12 protein-coding genes are annotated in these 15,729 nt (G+C 57.1%); 7 read left to right on the top strand and 5 right to left on the bottom strand.

Annotated features, from left to right (window positions below; genetic code table 11):
• Nucleotides 1-6 precede the first annotated feature (6 nt).
• Both ACR0J5_RS18880 and ACR0J5_RS18875 read right to left on the bottom strand, forming a co-directional pair.
• Complete coding sequence (locus ACR0J5_RS18880) at nt 7-1,782, bottom strand: sulfatase-like hydrolase/transferase (protein ID WP_480656143.1); 1,776 nt, start codon at nt 1,780-1,782, stop codon at nt 7-9.
• A 221-nt stretch (nt 1,783-2,003) separates the two neighbouring features.
• A complete protein-coding gene (locus ACR0J5_RS18875; RefSeq protein WP_480656141.1) occupies nt 2,004-2,981 on the bottom strand; it encodes a helix-turn-helix domain-containing protein in 978 nt (325 codons plus the stop codon).
• An 86-nt stretch (nt 2,982-3,067) separates the two neighbouring features.
• Between ACR0J5_RS18875 and ACR0J5_RS18870 the strand changes: the two genes are divergently transcribed.
• From ACR0J5_RS18870 to ACR0J5_RS18860, 3 genes are read left to right on the top strand one after another with little or no spacing between them, the layout of a single operon-like run.
• Nucleotides 3,068-3,259 (top strand): hypothetical protein, encoded by a 192-nt coding sequence (locus ACR0J5_RS18870; RefSeq protein WP_480656139.1) that lies wholly within the window; start codon nt 3,068-3,070, stop codon nt 3,257-3,259.
• Entirely contained in the window at nt 3,252-4,907 is a 1,656-nt protein-coding gene (locus ACR0J5_RS18865) for a sulfatase-like hydrolase/transferase (RefSeq protein ID WP_480656137.1), read from the top strand. The genes ACR0J5_RS18870 and ACR0J5_RS18865 overlap by 8 nt, the downstream gene beginning before the upstream one ends.
• A 57-nt stretch (nt 4,908-4,964) precedes the next feature.
• The gene (locus ACR0J5_RS18860; RefSeq protein ID WP_480656135.1) at nt 4,965-5,717 is read left to right on the top strand and encodes a hypothetical protein; all 753 of its coding nucleotides are present in this window, start codon (nt 4,965-4,967) and stop codon (nt 5,715-5,717) included.
• A gap of 99 nt (nt 5,718-5,816) precedes the next feature.
• On the opposite strand, the gene ACR0J5_RS18855 is transcribed toward ACR0J5_RS18860, so the two are convergent.
• Nucleotides 5,817-6,944 (bottom strand): Hint domain-containing protein, encoded by a 1,128-nt coding sequence (locus tag ACR0J5_RS18855; protein WP_480656133.1) that lies wholly within the window; start codon nt 6,942-6,944, stop codon nt 5,817-5,819.
• 377 nt (nt 6,945-7,321) lie between these two features.
• Here ACR0J5_RS18855 and ACR0J5_RS18850 point away from each other — a divergent pair, with 377 nt between their 5' ends.
• From ACR0J5_RS18850 to ACR0J5_RS18835, 4 genes are all read left to right on the top strand, one after another.
• Complete coding sequence (locus ACR0J5_RS18850) at nt 7,322-8,227, top strand: NAD(P)-dependent oxidoreductase (RefSeq protein ID WP_480656131.1); 906 nt, start codon at nt 7,322-7,324, stop codon at nt 8,225-8,227.
• Nucleotides 8,228-8,398: 171 nt separating this feature from the next.
• Complete coding sequence (dctP, locus tag ACR0J5_RS18845) at nt 8,399-9,499, top strand: TRAP transporter substrate-binding protein DctP (RefSeq protein WP_480656129.1); 1,101 nt, start codon at nt 8,399-8,401, stop codon at nt 9,497-9,499.
• 75 nt (nt 9,500-9,574) lie between these two features.
• Nucleotides 9,575-10,906, top strand: coding sequence for a TRAP transporter small permease subunit (locus tag ACR0J5_RS18840; RefSeq protein ID WP_480656127.1), 1,332 nt, complete (start codon nt 9,575-9,577; stop codon nt 10,904-10,906).
• A gap of 15 nt (nt 10,907-10,921) precedes the next feature.
• Nucleotides 10,922-12,265 (top strand): TRAP transporter large permease, encoded by a 1,344-nt coding sequence (locus tag ACR0J5_RS18835; protein WP_480656125.1) that lies wholly within the window; start codon nt 10,922-10,924, stop codon nt 12,263-12,265.
• 98 nt (nt 12,266-12,363) lie between these two features.
• Here the strand turns inward: ACR0J5_RS18835 and ACR0J5_RS18830 are convergent, their stop codons facing one another.
• Both ACR0J5_RS18830 and ACR0J5_RS18825 read right to left on the bottom strand, forming a co-directional pair.
• Nucleotides 12,364-12,981, bottom strand: coding sequence for a response regulator transcription factor (locus ACR0J5_RS18830; protein WP_480656123.1), 618 nt, complete (start codon nt 12,979-12,981; stop codon nt 12,364-12,366).
• On the bottom strand, nt 12,978-15,368 hold the full coding sequence (locus ACR0J5_RS18825) for an ATP-binding protein (protein WP_480656121.1): 2,391 nt from the start codon (nt 15,366-15,368) through the stop codon (nt 12,978-12,980). Before ACR0J5_RS18825 ends, ACR0J5_RS18830 begins: the two co-directional genes overlap by 4 nt.
• Nucleotides 15,369-15,729 lie beyond the last annotated feature (361 nt).

The raw sequence follows: 15,729 nt of genomic DNA, 5'->3' as shown, positions 1-15,729 counted from the left end.
CAATGCTCACTCGCCACTGCGGCTGCCAATGCCCCAGTTCGCTTCGGTGTTTTCCCATTCAGGAATGTTCCGAATAAGGTCCGCCGGGTCAAATGGCACATCCTCTGCGTTGACGCGCGGTTGGCTTGCTTCGACCGTCTCGGGGCGCGCGTTTTCCAGATTTCGGAACGGGAAATCGCGGTTCTGGCCCTGATCCGGATAGTATTCCTTCATCAGCAAGTGGCGCATTTTCATTTGGTTGAACATGCCTTTGGCCGGGAACATCGGCAGCATCTTGCCCTGAACCTCACGCGGGTCGTTGTACATGTCATAGAACTCAGGCCCGGACAAACCCGGTTTGGCCCCAGTCCAGTGCTTTTTGTAACGACCCTTCACAGTCGCGGCCAGAACCGGTCCGGTATAGATATGCACATAGTCGCGGCGGCTATACGTGTCACCCTTTAGGAACAACGCGGTCTGGTCGACGCCATCGATAATGCGATCCCGAGGAATGTGCTGTTGCGCCCCTCCAAGGGTTGCGAATGTCGTGAACAAGTCGGTCAGATGCACAATATCCCCGACAATCTGCCCCGCATCTATGACGCCGGGCCACCGGGCCAGCGCGGGGACACGAACGGCCCCGTCCGTATAGTCACCCTTGCCCCCGCGATACAGCGTTTCAACCATGCCCGGGGGGCCATCATGCGTCATCGGCCCATTGTCCGCCATCAGGATGACCAGCGTATTCTCTGCCACCCCGGCAGCCTCAAGCGCCTCGGTCAGGCGCCCGACGAAACGGTCGATATTGGCCAGCCCCTCCTGTAGCACTCCGAAGGACACGGTGCTGGGCGTTTCCGAGGGGCGGATGTTCAAAAACGAGTTGATGTTGGGCCAATACGAGATGAAGAACGGCGTTCCATCGGCAGCACTGCGTTCCATGAAAGCGATTGTCTTGTCTTGCCAGACCTGTTCGAGTTGGTAATAGCCCTCCTCGTCGGTGGGTGGCAGGCCGCCGTCTTCCCATTCGCGGGTTGGGCCATCTTTGGTTCCGATCAGGGACCAGACATATCCCTTTGGCCGCCATCCCAAGTCTATGTCATACGGATCTTTCGGGAACATCTCTGGAAACAGCACACCCGGCACCAGCGCGCCTCGCTGACCGCGCGGTACATAGAGACTGGGCACCTGATTGTAAGGCGTCCAATGGGCGTCATCAAATCCCTGCCTGTTCAAATAGCTGGATTCAACATCTCCCAGATGGGATTTCCCATAAAATGCAGTGGCATAGCCTGCAGCGCTGAGGACCTCGGCAATGGTCACTTCATCGGCGGCCAAGCCACCGTACTCGTAGGGAAACCCCACATTGTACATTCCGTTTCGAACGGCGTGTCGCCCGGTCATCGCAGCGGCACGGCTGGGCGTGCAGGAGGGCTCGGTATACATGCGTGTGAAATAGATACCCTCGGCCGCAAACCGGTTCATGTTGGATGTTTCGAAACCCCGGTTTTTCTGGAGGTGCGGGATGCCCACCTCGCCAACGGGTGTATCGTCCCACATGATATGAATAATGTTCGGCGGCGTTCCAAACCGCTGTTCCAGCGCGGCAAGCTGTGCCGCGAGTTCGAGGTCTTCTTCCTCCCACCGGTCTGCGTGTTGTGCCTTGAGGACGTAGTGTTCTGCGTCATGTACGATTTCTGCGTCTTGCGCGTTTGACCCGTTGGTCAGCGCAGTCGCAAGAACACAGGTCAGCAATGCTGTGATACGGAACCGGGTTTTGTGCGTGGTGCAGGTCTGCTGTTGCATTCGTTTCTCCACGTTCCGTGATCGACTCATCAGTGACGCTCCCAGCGCCGCGGAAAAAGCGGTTGAAGCACGCCAGACACTTTGCATCTTGGTGAAATGTCACTCTGACTTGGGTTGCCGGGCAACGTAACTTGACGCATGTAACCGTTACAGCGCGCTGCCTGTCAAAATCGCAAAGTCACTTCCCCGGCAGTTGCTTGACTGGCCCAACAGCGTGTCGGTCACTGAAGACGCCGGCGGGTTTCGGACGGCAGGTCGCCAAAGAACAGTTTATAGTCCCGCGCAAACTGCCCCATATGCCAGAATCCGTGACGGTTCGCTGCGTCTGTTATCGTTCCGCCGAATGAAGACCCCAGTAAATCCTCACGAACACGATTTAGTCTCAGCCGCATGTAGTAGGTCTTTGGACCGTGGCCGAAATGCTCTTTGAAAGCCCTGTTCAGTGTACGCCAGGATGCGCCGCATTGAAGGCATATCTCTTCTATCGAAAGCGGCTCATCCAGGGTTTCAAGCATCAGGTCGATCGCACGGCTCAGGGCTTTTCGCCGTGTTTCTGAGTGGCTCTTGTCATCATGCGCTGTGCTGTCGGTCAGCATCGCCAACGCTTCGAGCATAAGGCTTTCTTCCGTCTCGCCGGTCCAATCCGCTTTTGGGTCGGTCAGCAGAGCCGCAATCCTGCGTTGCAACCTTTTCAGGCTGGCCATTCCGGAAACAGATGCCATTGCCCGTGCATCCGGAGTGCATTCACTCAGGTCAAAACCGCAGGCCTGAGCCAGGTTCCGCAGCCGAGCGGTTTCAAATGAAACAACGCCGCCTGCAAAACCACCGGTCGAGATGCCGTCAAATCCATCGCTGTCTCCGAATGACAGAAACGTATTCTTTGTCATCCGGTTGCCCTTCCAGCTATCGATCGCGCCGGGCCCCGGAATGCCCAAGGTCGTCCACCCCTCTGGCGACGCGCCGCGCTGATGGACCCGTTGGTTCATCGAAATGTTCAGGGCCAAGACCGCGTGGCCTGCGCGGACTGTGACTTGGGTCTTTAGCCGACCCGGGTCCAACTGTCGGAAGTCGACCTGCCAGGGCGTAAAGGTTCCGATGGCGTTGGGGTGGTCCAGATCAACCGTCCTCGCCGCAGGGGTATCGCGCAGTTCCGAGGCCGCCGCGTTCTGCAGATTTGGCGAATTTTTGATGTGGTCCATTCCCAGAGCCTGACAGTTTACCGGTAATGTAGCGATTTTGGACTGCGATCTGTCAAGTGTCTGAGGATGACCCAAACGAAGCAACAATGGGCCGCCCGCGTCTGCCGAAAGGTGATGCGCGGTCGGAACGCGTTGTGACGTTTCTTACACCGCCGGAACTTCAACGTCTGACGGAACTGGCACAGGGATCAAACCAATCGCTATCGGCCAAATGCCACGAACTGATCGTTCAGGCGATGGAAGATACAACCAATCAGGGGGAAATCAGGGGTGCTTAACACAAACTGGAAATCTGGCGTCGTGGCCGGGGTGATGACGGCTCTGACATTGGGGCCCGCCACCGCGCAGGATGGCGCAATCGTACATGACGGAGAGTTTGAATTTCTGCGGGCCCAATTCGGTGAAGAATGGGACGCTCAGGATATTGAGATCGAAGCCCGGCTGTCCGAAATTCGCGCGGCCAATGGGGGAAAGCCACCAAACTTTCTGTACATCCTGATTGACGATATCAGCTTCGGTCAGATGGGAGAGCGTAAGCTGAACTACGTGATGGGGATTGAGACACCCAACATCAACAGTTTTGCCCGCGAAGGCATGTCATTGATGCGCATGTACACCGAGCCATCCTGCACGCCGACACGCACGGCGATGCTGACAGGGCGTCATCCGATCCGCGCCGGTGTCAAAGAGGTCAAGGTGGCTCTGGTCGGTGAAGGATTGCCCGCGAGCGAGATCACGCTGCCGGAAATCCTGAAACAGGCGGGCTACACCACCACTCATGTCGGCAAATGGCATCAGGGGGATATCGAAGAAGCATACCCCCATAATCAGGGCTTCGACTGGGCTGCGTTCCCCTTGCATCAGCAGGTTCAGCTGAGCCTGATGACACGCGAGGCGATGCAGGCGAACAATATGCTGGGCTACCACTCATCGGGTCAGAACAACCAGTTCTTGCTGGATGAACGTTTCAAACCTTACGGGCTGGTCACCGGCGTCGAGGGCGAAGCAGGCGGGCCCGCGCGCGAGGTTGACATGACCCCGGGCGAAGAGTGGACCCAGGCCAAATATGAGGAAATGAACGAACGCTATCAGGCGCAGGCGCTTGAACAGCTTGAACGTGTCGCGGCCCTGGATGAACCGTTTTTTCTGCAATACTGGCCGCTTTATCCGCTGAATTTTGTCTACCCGGATCAGGCGATCTCGCGGAATGGTGGGTTTCACGCCGACAAGCTGCAGCTTTTGGATGGTTGGATTGGAGATTTGCTGGCCAAGCTGGATGAAACTGGCGAGGCCGACAACACCATCGTCATGCTCATGGCGGATAACGGGTTGATGTACCAATATGAGGGGACATCCGGCCTGAATCAGCTGATCTATCGTGGTGGCAAGACCCAGCATCTGGAGGGCGGTGTGCGGACGGATGCGTTCATTCGCTGGCCCGGTGTGATTGAGGCCGACAGCGCCGCGGGTGATATCTTTCACGTCTCGGATATATATACCACGATGGCGCGCATCGCTGGTGCGACCGACTATATCCCTCGGGATCGGGTGATTGACGGGATCGACCAGACCGCCCTGCTACTTGAAGGCGAGGGCAATGGTCGCCGCGATTATGTCTACGTTTATGAAGGTCCAGTGCTGCGGTCTGTCGTCAAACAGGAATTCAAGATGCACCTGCCCGCGCCCGGACAACCCGGTGCCGCAGCCCCCGTTTTCAACATCTATCGCGATCCCCGCGAAGAAAATGCTCTGGTCGGGAACGCGTTGTGGTCGGGCGCGTCTTTTCAGGACATGGTCAAGCGTCATGAGAAGATGATGTCGAAATATCCAAACTCAGAGATTGGAACGGACATCCCCTATGGTGGCATCGAAAACCTGCGCCCTGAAAGCGAAGAAGCGCGTAGCGTGTTCATGAGCTGGCAATGACGACATTGATTCATTTCGGCAGGAAACCAAAGCGTGGACCAGAAGCAGGACAATAGCATGACAGGTAAAGACGTCGCCATCTTGCCAAATCTGCTGCGCGCTTTGGTGTTTGCCCCATCGTTCTGGCTTGGGACAGGGGCGCAGGCCGAGACCAAGAACTGGGATTTCAATGGGTACCTGTATCTTTGGGGACCGGCGCTGAGCGGTGAAACCACGACAGGCCAAAACCTCGACCTGAGCTTCAGCGATATTCTGGACAATCTCGACTTTGCCCTGATGGGCGCGGTCGAAGCCCGCCGGGGACAGCTGTCTGTGTTTGCGGATGCGCTATATCTGGACCTGAGCGATGACCGGGATTCAGCAGTGGGCCCGGGTATTCCTGCCACGGCAGATGCCGATGTCCGGGGGTTCGTGTTTTCCGGGTCGCTTGGGTATGACATCCTTGATACCGGCACCAATCGCGTTGCTGTGTTGGGCGGCTTTCGGGCCATGGACCTTGATACCAGCGCCAATCTCTCGGTCGGCACAGGATCGCAACGGGTGTCCGGCGGTCTAAACAATTGGGACGCTATTGTCGGAGTTCGCGGCGTTGCAAGCCTGTCCGATCGATGGGGCGTATCCTACTATGCGGATATCGGGACCGGTGAAAGCGACCTGACGGCGCAATTGAGTGCTGCGCTCAACTATCGGGTCAATTCATGGGATTTGGTGTTCGGCTACAGGTATCTGACATGGGACTTGGGCAATTCGCAGGTTTTGTCTGAGCTGACGTTTGAAGGGCCGTTTTTCGGTGCAAGGATTGGGTTTTAGATCAGCCGGATTGGGATGTTTCACTCATGTCCAACACAACAAAACACGGCAACACTCCCGTGTCCAAAAGGCAAACTGCCGTGCCAACGCTCCAAAACGCTAGGTAAGCACGACCGGGCCAGTGAAGAGGGGTTTTCGATTTCCCTGATGGCGCTGGACCAGTTTTGCCATCAGCTTGCCCTTTTCAGGAATGAAACGGGCGGGCAGGGGCTGAAATTCCGGGTTAAGGCATTCCGGAAACAAATCCCTGATTTCTTGCTGCGCTTCGGCGGATACGGATTTTAAGGCTTCGGGTCCCAGGAAAAGACTTTCCGTGGGCGCGCCATTGGACCAGATGATTTCGTGCTGATCGAACAGGATGTGAAAGTACTGAACCCCGTCCGCCAAATCTTCTACGGTGTCGACGCCACTCAACGGCAGTAATTTCTTTGCCGGCAGCAGAACGTCCTGGCAGTCGAACATGCGTTTGGCAATTGCAGAAGACACCAGTACACGATGCTGCGGTGATACGATCAGGTCATGCTGGGGATATCCGATCCCCAGCGCGTCGGCGCGGATCAGAATGGGTTTTAGCCTTGGCACCGCCGCAAGCTGGGTCGGGCTCAGGCTGCGTGAGCCGATCCAACGGATGGGCTGTGCGCCGTTGTCATAGGTCAGAATCTGATCACCGACCTTTAAATCCTCAACCCGGACAAGACCATTCGGCGTTTCGATCAATGTCCCGGATGCAAAACAGGGCACATCATCGAACTGACCGCTCGCGTTTGTGGGGCCCGTCTGCGATTGGTTGATTGTGATGGTGTTCGAGCCATCATCATCCCAGGCTGCGGCGATTGCATCGGTATTGACCGTCAGACCGTTGACCAGCTGGAGGGGCACCAGCGTCCCGTCATCTGCCTTTACCCCGAACAGTTGGATGGTTCCGTCCGGGTTTACCTCAAGCCGGACAACGGGGGCATCATCCGAATTGGAAAGCTGCCAGACCGCAGGCGTATCAATTTCATACCTGTCGCCATCTGCGAACTGAACCGTTTGCCCGGCTGTGCCGGATATCTGGAACTGTAGCTCGTTCGGGGCGCCCGCGGGTCCGCTAACGAACAGTTCCACATCGTTGACCTGCAGACTGAAACTGTTGTCCAGCAAAGCAAAATCGACAACAAAACCCCCTCCGGGCGTCGTATCTACGAACGTCGCGGGATTGCCGTTAACGATGCTGAAATCTTGCATAGATGCCTCGTCTGCTCTTAAAGTCTGCAGCCTCTCCTAAACGCGCATATGCTGGTGTGTCCAAGACAAAAATGCGTTCATTTTGTGGTATGTCCTTTCGGACACGGAAATTCGGCTGAAACGGCCAGAATAACACGTAACCTCAAGCAGCTAACGGCATATCTGTTGCAATTTCCTTAAGTGCAAAACGCGCTACCTCACGCGTGGTTGGCAACAGCCCCGTTCATCTGAAGCGCTTTGGCCGAAGTATCACATCATGGGCAATCTGACATCACGTCCGGTAAACTCGCCGCGATCTGCGCACAGACCTACACTTGCGCTCAGGTTTTGTTAGCGCAATCTTCGGGCCTCAATCCGGTTTGAGAGAGGACTCGCAAATGAACAAACCCGTTATTGGTTTTATCGGTGTCGGCCTGATGGGGCATGGCATGGCCAAAAACATCCTTGCAAACGGGTATCCGTTGATCGTGATGGGGCATCGCAACCGCCAACCTGTCGATGATCTGGTGCAGCGCGGCGCGTCCGAGGTGAAAACGGCAAAAGACATGGCCGCCCAATGTGACATCATCCACCTGTGCGTCTCTGGCAGTCCGCAGGTTGAACAGCTTGTGCGCGGCTCTGACGGGATACTGGCCTCGGAAAAGCAGGGGCTGATCGTGATAGATTGCTCAACTTCTGATCCGGTCTCAACCCAGCAACTGGCGCAAGAGCTGCGCGACGCGGGTATGGACTTGGCCGATGCACCCCTTGCGAAAACCCCGAAAGAGGCCGAAGCCGGTACGCTGGATACAATGGTGGGCGCAAGCCCGGAAACGTTCGAGAAAATCAAGCCGGTGCTGGACTGCTGGTCCGCGTTGGCGGTGCATCTGGGCGAAGTTGGCCTGGGGCACAAGATGAAGCTGATTAACAACTTTATCTCACTTGGCTACGCAGCGCTCTATTCCGAAGCGCTTGCGATTGCTGAAAAATCCGGCCTGACTGTTCAGCAAGTGGATTCCATCATCCGCCCTGGGCGCCTGTCTAACGGGTTCTATGAAACCTTCATGAAATGGACATTGGACCGGGACGAAAACGCGCACAAATTCTCGATCACCAATGCCCATAAAGACATGCGCTACCTGGCAAATCTGGCCAATAGTGTCGGGGCTGTAAATCCGGTGCAGGCTGATGTGCGAAACGCATTCGCGGCAATGGAGGCCGCAGGGCAGGGGGATCGCTATTTGCCGATGCTGGCGGATTTCATCGCTCAATTGAACGGCCTGAATCGAGAGCCCGAGCACTAAGCGAGACGAAAATTGGCAAACCGCGTTTAACAAAGGAGTCCCTGATCGCGAAAACGTGATTTATCCGATATTGGAAAAATAATTTTACCAATTTCTTTATTTGGGTCTATGCTGAGGGTGAACTGATCGTTCTTTTGTCGAAGGCGCGCAGTTCTCAAAGGGAGGAAAGAAATGACGAAAAAGCTCATTACGCGCCGCAGCGCGTTCAGAACCATTGCCGGCGCAAGCGCCGCCACGCTGGCCGCCCCTCATATCGCAACCGCCGCCGGAGAAGGGACAACCTGGAAGATTCAGACGTCGTGGCCCGGTGGGATCGGGTTGCAGACCTTCAAGGATTGGTGCGCAACCATTGAGGAAAAAACCGGTGGGGAATTGGCCTTTCAGGCCTTTGGCGCTAATGATGTTGTTGGCGATTTCCAGTTGGCCGACGCGGTGAAAAACGGTGTGTTGGACGCGATCAACCCGTTCACCATTTATTATCAGGGCATCATCCCGGCGGCTGTGTTCCTCAGCTCATACCCTCTGGGTCTGCGCCAACCGCATGAATATGATGTGTTCTTCTATGGCCTTGGTGGCATCGATATCGCGCGTGAATTGCTGGGCCGTCAGGGTCTGCATTTTGTTGGGCCGGTGCATCACGGGCCGAACATCATCCACTCCAAGGTTCCGATCCGCTCGATCGATGACTTCGAGGGCCGCAAGATGCGCCTGCCGGGTGGTATGGTGGCCGAGGTGTTCTCGGAGCTGGGGGCCGAGACAACGGTTCTGCCCGGTTCGGAAATCTTCCCGGCGCTGGAAAAAGGCACCATTGACGTGGCCGACTTTGTGGGCCCGGCCGTGAACCATGCGTTGGGCTTCAGTCAGGTGACCGATTACATCGTCATGGGCCCTCCGGGCTTTATGTCGGTTTACCAGCCGGTCGACATCATGGACATCACCGTCGGCAAGACGGCATGGGACAAGATCAGCCCGCAGATGCAGGAATTCGTCGAGATGGAAACTCATGTCTATTCCGACCTCCACCACGCCGCGATTCAGGCTGCCGATCAGGAAGCCTGGAAAAAGTTCGAAGCCGAAGGCACCGAAATCACGCGCCTGTCGCAAGACGATGTGGAACTGATGACGGAAATCGCCGTACCGATCTGGTTTAAATACGCCAACCGCGACAAGGACGCAGCACGCGTGTTCAAGATCCAGCTGGATTATATGATGTCCGGCTCATTGGGCTATGTCACGCCCGAAATGATCGAAGGCCAGACTCTGGACCTGTAAGTCAAGGGCCGTGTGCCCCGCAGTCCGCGCAGTTTCTGCGCGGGCCATCTTTTCCTTTGGACTTCGGAACTTACCATGCCAAGCGTCGATTTTACGCTGCCACATTGGCTATACTGGGTCGGGCTGATCGCCTTTCCGGCCCTGGCCATGATTCTGGCGCGCCGCACGCAACCTCAGACCCGCACATACGGGATGCCTCTGGGATATCTGATCCTTGTGACCGGCGGGATGCTGGGCCTCCACCGGTTTTATCTGCGCAGCCTTCTGGGGCTGGTCTACCTGCCGATCTTCCTGCTGATCCTTTTTGCCAACGGGCAGGAACGTGAGGCACGGAACGAGTTTTCCAACGCGATCAACGTGGTGCGTCAGGCCGAGCGTGTGATCGACCGCGAAGCCGGACGGGTGGAAGCTGCCGAAGCCGAACTGGACGAGCTGCGCGCCGCAGCCGAGGCTGCGCAGGACGGCACTGCCTTGCAGAAACGTCGCGCCGAACGCGCTCTGGATCGCGCGGAAAAGGCGATCAGTACCGGGCGTGAGCGACTGGACGAAGCCAACGCCGATATTGAACAATCGCGACCGCTTGCCGAGACCGCCGGTAAGACCCGCGCCACCTGGGGCGCCGTCGCCCGTTATGCGTTCTACACGATCCTCGCCCTTCTTGCGATTGACGCACTTTTGATGCCGCGCCTTGTTGCGCGGGCACGCGAAAAGGCCGCGGCTGACCCGGAAGAACCCGAAATCGAGATCGACGAGGAAACGGCCGCCCGTGCCGCGGAAATGGACCCCGGTGCGCGCAAAGCCGATCACGAATATGCCGAGAACTGGATTGACCGTCTGTCCCTTTATGCCGGGGAATTCGTCAGCTATTGGGCGGTGATCGCAGTCTTTGTCTACTACTATGAGGTGATCGTCCGCTACGTCTTTAATGCGCCGACCAACTGGGCGCATGAATCGATGTATCTGATGTTCGGCATGCAATATCTGATCGCCGGATCATACGCGATGCTGACCGAAAGCCATGTGCGGGTCGATATCTTCTATGCCCCTTTGACCAAGCCGAAACGGGCCTGGGCCGATCTGGTCACCTCGATCTTCTTCTTCATCTTTGCCGGAACGCTTCTGGTGACGTCCTACATCTTTGCAATGGACGCGATTGCAGTGCCCACCGGCAACTCGGTCGTCTCGGACTGGGCGCGCGGCGAGATGAGTTTCTTCCAGATGTTCGGAGCGCTGACCTTTGGCGACTGGACTGATCCGAACATCCGCTGGGGTGAGATCAGCTTTAACGAATGGGAAATCCCGCTGTGGCCGATGAAATGGATGATGGTCGTGGGCGCGGTTCTGTTGATTTTGCAAGGGGTGTCGAAACTGTCCAAAGACATCCGAACGATTGCACGGGGGTACTGACCGATGGGTCTTGATATGTCCATCGAGCTGTTGACGCTCGTTATGTTCGGCTCGCTGCTGGCGCTGCTTATGGCCGGTCTGCCGCTGGCCTTTGTCACCGGCGGGCTGGCGTGTGTCTTTCTGTTCGTTCTGGGGGATGCGCGAGCGCTGAATATCGTGCCCAGCCGAATTTTCCCACTGATGACGAACTATCAGCTATCAGCCATTCCGCTGTTCATCTTCATGGCCTCGATGCTGGAAAGGGCCGGGATCATCAACGACATGTTCGATGTGATCTACAAGGTTCTGGGCGGCCTGAAAGGCGGTTTGGCAGCAGCGACCATCATCGCCTCGACCGTTCTGGCGGCCATGGTTGGCGTGATCGGCGCGGCTGTGGTGACGATGGGGATCATCGCGCTGCCTGCGATGCTCAAACGCGGCTATGACCCAAAAATCGCCATGGGGTCGATCATGGCCGGGGGCACGTTGGGCATCCTGATCCCGCCCTCCATTCTGGCCATCATCTACGCCGTGGTTGCCGAGCAATCGGTGGGCGAGCTGTTCATCGGAGCCGTGATTCCGGGGTTGATGCTGTCGGGGATGTATATCCTCTATGTGGTGATCCGGTCCTATATCAATCCGGTTCTGGGGCCGCCCATTCCGGTGAACGAGCGGATTTCGAACCGGGAAAAAATGCGTCTGCTGGGTAAGATGTCGGCCCCGATTGCTCTGATCGTCATTGTTCTGGGCGTGATCTTTTCGGGCGTAGCTACTCCGGTTGAGGCTGCGGGCATCGGCACCTTTGGTGCCTTCATAGTCGCCGCAATCCACAACAAGCTGGATTGGCCCACGGTGCGCGAGGCGTGCCTGACCACGCTCAAAGCCTCAGCCATGGTGATCTGGATCATGTTCGGTGCGACCATCTTTGTGGGGCTTTACGTTCTGGAAGGGGGCCAGCAATTCGTGCAGGAAACCATGCAGGGGGCCGGACTGGGCCCGTGGGGCATCCTGATCGTCATGCAGATCCTGCTGGTGGTGCTGGGCATGTTCCTGGATTGGGTCGGCATCCTGTTGCTGTGTGTGCCGATCTTTGTGCCCATCATCAAGGCGCTGGGGGCTGCCGCCTTTGGCTTTGACGATCCCAACGATCTGGTTCTGTGGTTCGGTGTGCTGTATCTGGTGAACATGCAGATGAGCTTTCTGTCGCCACCCTTTGGCTATGCGCTGTTCTATCTGCGCGGGGTGGCACCGCCGACGATTCCGATGACAGATATCTTCAAAGCTGCTCTGCCATTCCTGTTCCTTCAGATCGTGGGATTGGTGATCTGCATGCTGTTCCCGCAGGTCATCACGTGGCTGCCGAACCTGGTCTACGGATAGCGAAGGCACAGTTTGAAACTGTCAACCATCCGACATGTGTACAGAGCTTGTCGGATGGCAAATGGCTGATGGTGCAGGGTGACCTGTGAGTTGATCATTCACGGCATTTGGGCAAACAGTTCATACAGTTCGATTGTGGTCTTTACCCCCACCTTCTGTTGGATGCGCCCTCGGTGAATCTCAACCGTTCGCGGGCTGATCCCCAGCTCGGCGGCAATTTCTTTGCTGGAGGTGCGCGCGGGATGAGTCAGGATGTGATGCAGAACCTGTTCTTCCCGCTCGGTCAACAGGCTGCGTTTCTCCGCCAGGTCCTGCCGCCTTTGCTTATCCGCACGCAGCTGCGCGCCAATCTCCCATGCGGAGTCTATCCGCTCGATCAGCACGGTCAGGTCAAATGGTTTTTCCAGAAAATCAATGGCTCCGGCCTTTGTGGCCCGCACCGATTCAGGGATGCCGCCGTGACCTGAGACAAAGATGATCGGCAGAGTCGAGTTCTGACGGACCAGATGATCCTGCAGCTCCAACCCATCCATGCCCGGCATGCCGTAGTCGAGGATCAGACAGCCTGCTGCGTCTTCATCGACCTGTTCCAGAAAAGTTTGCGCGTCGGCAAAGTGTTCAACGGTCAACCCGCGTTTACCAAGAGATCTGGAAAGGGCAATGCGCACGTCGTCATCATCGTCGACAATGAAAACAGTCAGCGGCTGGTCGTTCATACATCGCCTCCGGCATCGACGTCGCTGCGACGCAGGGTGAAACAGAACCGGGCCCCCGAGCCTTCGATAGGGTCATGCCATATCCGGCCGCCATTGGTCTTGACGATGGTTCGGCAAATCGACAGGCCCAACCCCAGCCCGTCGGTTTTCTGTGTGTCAAACGTATTGAACAAGGTGACATCCGCGCTGATACCCGGCCCGTTGTCCTCGACCTGGACTTCCACACAGTCCCCGTTGATCTGCGTGGCTATCGTGATCCGCCCCGTCTTGGCGGGATGGCGGGCCAGCGCGTCTATGGCGTTGCGCAAGAGGTTGACCAGGACCTGCGCGATTTGCGTGCGATTTCCGATGACCGGTGGCAGGTCAGAGTGGCGATAGACGATCCTGATGTCATGCTCACGGGCATCGGTCTCCATCAGAGTAACCGTTTGCCGGATCAACCCATCCAGTTCGAACGGTGTTTGCCGTCCACGATCTTTGCGCACCACATCGCGCAACGCACGGATAATATCCCCCGCCCGACGCGATTGGCGGTCGATATCGGTCAGAATCTCGTTTAGCTCGGGATCGGGATCGCCAATTTCGTCCAGCGTGATCTTGGCCGCATCCACATTGTAAGAAATCGCGCTCAGCGGCTGGTTCAGTTCATGCGCCAGCCCCGATGCCATCTCGCCCATCAGGTTCACGCGCGCCACATGAGACAGATCACGGTTCAGGCGGCTGGCCTCTTCTTCGGCCTGTTTGCGGTCGCTGACGTCATCAACAATCGCAACCGCATGATCGGGAACGCCATTTTCGTCGCGGATCAGGATCGCGTTGACCCGCAGCCAGATGGGTGAGCCGTCTTTGCGGATGAATTGGTTCTCGGCAATGAATTCGGAATCCTGCAGTAGGGTTTCACGGAACGTCACGGCCAGCTGCTGGCCATCCTCGGGCAGAATATCGGTCAGTGTCATGGTCGCGAATTCGGTGTCCGCGTAGCCCAAAATATCGCATAGCTGCGCGTTGAACCGTTCAAATCGCCCTGTTTCCGGCGATATTTGCGCCATCCCCCGTGAGGCCAGATCAAAAGTACGTCCATAGGCCGCTTCGAACCGTTGCCGTTGTCGGACTTCTTGCGCCAGGGCAGCGCCGCTATCCTCCAACTCGCGATACGGGCTGCCCAGGTCTTCGGCGGGCGGAATCTCACCGCTGGACAGGCGTTGCGTCTGGCTGGCAAAACTGCGCACCGGGGCATAAATCCGGTCGGCCAGGGCCAGCCCGATGGCCCCGGTCAGGATTGCGATGGACAAAGCGATCCAGATGCCCTGCACCCGGTTTTTCTTGATCTCACCGATGAAATTGTCCTCGGCCGCATAAAGCCCGATCAGCCAGCGCAGACCCGGTTCGGACACCTCGATCAACATGGCGACATAATCCTGACCGTTCTGTTCAAAATCCGTGTAGACGGGCCCTTCGATTTCGGTGCGGTCCACTTGCGTCAATGCCCCAAAGGCCTGACGGGCCAGCGGGTCGTCGATCTGGTCCACCATCGGCAGTTCGGGATTGTCGTAATCCGCGTCCTGCGGGATCAGCACCAGCGTCGGATGCGCCAGAACCGAGCCATCCTCGTTCAGTACCAACGCTGCACCGCGCCGTTCCGACCAGATATCCAGCAGGAAGCCCGACAGCGCATCGATCTGAATATCGATACCCAGAATGGCCCGGATGTTGCCCGCCTCATCCAGCACCGGCACACTGTAGGTGATGCCCGGTTGGCGCGTGGTGAAGAATATGTAGGGTCGCGTCCAGATCGGCGCTTTCGCCTCTTGCACCATGGTGAACCAAGGGCGGGTTCGAGGCTCATAGGTGTCGATCAGCGTGTCCGAGCTGTCCAGCAGGGTAAACCGGTCATTGCGCCACTGGAAATCCGCCGGATGCTGGCTGAGGTCGGGTGGAAACGGGGGAATGACCTTAGTGCGATATTGCCCCGGTTCATTGGTCCGCATCACATAGACAAACCGCCCGGTTTCATCCGCCATGTAAATCCCCGCCAATTGCGGTGCGACCTGTAATTGCTGAAAGAAATGGCTCTCCAGTGCAGCGGTGTCGTGGATGTCCAGAACATCGTTCTCCGCCAGCCGCCGCGTCGCATCCAGTGCCTGTCGCGCGGGGTTCAGAAAGCTTTTGACCTGACCGATGACATTGACGCTGACCTCATTCAGCGAAAGGCGCGATTGCCGCAGCAAAGCGTTCTCGGAACTGACAAACGTCGACAGAGTCACGGACAACACAGCCACGAATTGCAGCCCCGCCAGACACAGGGCCAACGTGGCCCGCAACGATCTGCGTCTACGGGCCGGTTCGGCCTGATCCCGGGGGAAATCCTGTTGTGCTGTTGTATCCAATCTTTGGTTCCAGCCGCCTTGAAACATGGGTTGGGACACGGTTCGGCGCCCTTCGGCCCCCAATCATATACGTAACTTACCGTATAGACACGTGCTGTTTGGTTTCGCTTTGGTCTTTGACATCCGGGGGGCTGATTCTAAAGCCGTTTTCTACGTGTTTTGACTAGATCAGACACCCCCGTGGGGAGCAATAAAACGGACAACAGGAGTGTCATAGTGTTCAACAAAGTTTCAATCACAGCATTTGCAGCCGCATCCATGCTGTCGACCGCCGCATACGCCGAAGAGTTTATCACGATTGGTACGGGTGGTGTTACTGGGGTTTATTATCCGACGGGTGGCGCGATTTGTCGGTTGGTGA

The sequence above is a fragment of the Ruegeria sp. BE1 genome (assembly GCF_056538885.1).
This window is presented reverse-complemented; position numbering and strand designations above follow the sequence as displayed.

Excerpts from the sequence above, each read along its gene's own strand:
- ACR0J5_RS18835 (WP_480656125.1), top strand. The coding sequence starts at position 10,922 with ATGTCCATCGAGCTGTTGACGCTCGTTATGTTCGGCTCGCTGCTGGCG.
- ACR0J5_RS18850 (WP_480656131.1), top strand. The coding sequence starts at position 7,322 with ATGAACAAACCCGTTATTGGTTTTATCGGTGTCGGCCTGATGGGGCAT.
- ACR0J5_RS18855 (WP_480656133.1), bottom strand. The coding sequence starts at position 6,944 with ATGCAAGATTTCAGCATCGTTAACGGCAATCCCGCGACGTTCGTAGAT.
- ACR0J5_RS18870 (WP_480656139.1), top strand. The coding sequence starts at position 3,068 with ATGGGCCGCCCGCGTCTGCCGAAAGGTGATGCGCGGTCGGAACGCGTT.
- dctP (WP_480656129.1), top strand. The coding sequence starts at position 8,399 with ATGACGAAAAAGCTCATTACGCGCCGCAGCGCGTTCAGAACCATTGCC.
- ACR0J5_RS18860 (WP_480656135.1), top strand. The coding sequence starts at position 4,965 with ATGACAGGTAAAGACGTCGCCATCTTGCCAAATCTGCTGCGCGCTTTG.
- ACR0J5_RS18830 (WP_480656123.1), bottom strand. The coding sequence starts at position 12,981 with ATGAACGACCAGCCGCTGACTGTTTTCATTGTCGACGATGATGACGAC.
- ACR0J5_RS18875 (WP_480656141.1), bottom strand. The coding sequence starts at position 2,981 with ATGGACCACATCAAAAATTCGCCAAATCTGCAGAACGCGGCGGCCTCG.
- ACR0J5_RS18840 (WP_480656127.1), top strand. The coding sequence starts at position 9,575 with ATGCCAAGCGTCGATTTTACGCTGCCACATTGGCTATACTGGGTCGGG.
- ACR0J5_RS18880 (WP_480656143.1), bottom strand. The coding sequence starts at position 1,782 with ATGCAACAGCAGACCTGCACCACGCACAAAACCCGGTTCCGTATCACA.